Source organism: Brunnivagina elsteri CCALA 953 (genome assembly GCF_002289455.1).
Classification (GTDB): domain Bacteria; phylum Cyanobacteriota; class Cyanobacteriia; order Cyanobacteriales; family Nostocaceae; genus Brunnivagina; species Brunnivagina elsteri.
On sequence record NZ_NTFS01000687.1, the window covers coordinates 1 to 1,913 of the forward strand.

A 1,913-nucleotide genomic window follows, 5' to 3' on the forward strand; every position below is an offset into this window, starting at 1 on the left:
TTTTGGAAATAAAAAAGAAGCATAAGGTTTTATTCTGTAAACGTAAATAAAATTAGGAAAATAAAATTAGGAATAATAAAATTAGGAATAATAAAATTAGGGCAAACAACCGTTTGCCCCTACAATATTCTCAAACACAACTAATTTAATATTTACTCAACCAACTAATAATTTCCGCATTGACTTTATCGGGTACTTCATCGTGAGGGCAATGTCCAGCTCCAGGAATGGGGATAATATTAATATCATTGCCATTTTCTGCTGCTTGTTCATAAATTTTTGCCCCAGTAATCGGTGTCCAAGGGTCATCTGCACCCCATAATACTAATAGAGGTGATTTGACTTGGGGTAATAACTCATTTGGACTGTCACCAGGAGGAGCGGAAAGTATGGATGCAAATACCTTTTGTGCCCCTTCATCGCATGATGGCTCGTATAATAAGTCTACTAACTCATCTGTAACAGCATTGCGATCGCGATATACCTGAAATAAGGTTCTGCGAATTTGATGCTTCTGACGAATGCGATTAAATACAAATTTCCCCGTCACTGGATGATTGACTAACTTACTAAACGCTGACATGACAATGCGTAATGGTGGATTTAATTCATTTGGACGATGGTTTAAACCACCTGCACAATTTATCAATACCCCAGCAGCAGAAATTTCTGGGTGTTTTGCTAAAATCGTCAAGCTAATAAGCGCACCAATGGAATTACCAACAAATACCGCAGGTTCTTGGATATGTTCGCTCCAGAAGTCTTTGAGCAATTCTATCCAGACATCAACACTATAAGCGATCGCGGCTTTTTCGGAACCACCAAACCCCAATAAGTCTAGGGCAAATACTCGATAACCAGCATCAGCAAGTACTGGTATATTTTTTCTCCAGTGTCCGATGGAAGCACCGAATCCGTGGATGAGTATCAATGGTTTCCCTGTACCCTTAACTGTGTACTGAATTTTGTAACCTTTCCAAGTCCAAAAGTGTTTTTCCAAGGTTTCTTGTGTTGGTAAATTCTGAGTAACCACGATGAATATACAAATTCCTTAACGATTGTGATTTCTACAGCAGAATTCAGGAGTAGGGTAGTAGGAAGTAAAAAAGCTTTCTATATAGCTTTTATAACGATCGAACTTACCTGATGTAATTGCAATCTGCTATATATTCATGATACAGGTTTTTTTTGATTGCTAAGTATAAATTTTTAATTCATTAAATAATGTCACTTTCATTTGGTTTGTTTTGGCAGGTTGTTTTGGAGCTTTTGTAACTTTCCCATTAGAACCCAACATATCTCATTCAATCCAAACAATTCTCATCATTGCTTTTTTACTCTCCTTGACAATATTTGTAGCGAAACTAAGTAGTGGTTTTGTCACATTATTTGGTCAGAAAACACAATCAGTATCAGCATCAATAATATCTAACTTAACTCGCATTACTGTCTTTATTTTTGGCATTCTTATTATCCTGCAAACAGTTGGGGTAAAAATCACGCCAATCCTGACTACATTAGGGGTTGGAGGATTAGCGATCGCACTAGCTGTTCAAGATACACTTTCCAATTTATTCGCAGGTTTATATCTAATTATTTCCCAACAATTCAAAACTGGAGATTACGTCAAACTAGAAACTAACCAAGAAGGTTATGTCATAGATATTAATTGGCGAAGTACAACCATTAAAGATATCTCCAACAACATAATTATTATTCCCAACTCTAAATTATCTTCTGTAATTTTTACCAATTACCATCTACCTGTAAAAGAAGTTGTTCTCAGAGTTGATTTAGGTGTCGGATATGCAAGTAATTTAGAATATGTTGAACAAATTACCATCGAAGTCGCAAAAGAAGTAATGGCAGAAATTGCCCCGGAATTAACCATAAACGAACCATTTATTAGATAT

Annotated in this window: 2 protein-coding genes; one reads left to right on the forward strand and one right to left on the reverse strand. The window is 36.0% G+C overall.

Translation table 11 applies throughout. The features are described from left to right. Positions 1-145: 145 nt before the first annotated feature. A complete protein-coding gene (locus CK510_RS29880; protein WP_211293356.1) occupies positions 146-1,033 on the reverse strand; it encodes an alpha/beta fold hydrolase in 888 nt (295 codons plus the stop codon). Positions 1,034-1,247: 214 nt separating this feature from the next. Here CK510_RS29880 and CK510_RS29885 point away from each other — a divergent pair. After that, positions 1,248-1,913, forward strand: a 666-nt coding sequence (locus CK510_RS29885; RefSeq protein ID WP_342746013.1) for a mechanosensitive ion channel family protein, incomplete at its 3' end; no start/stop codon positions are given.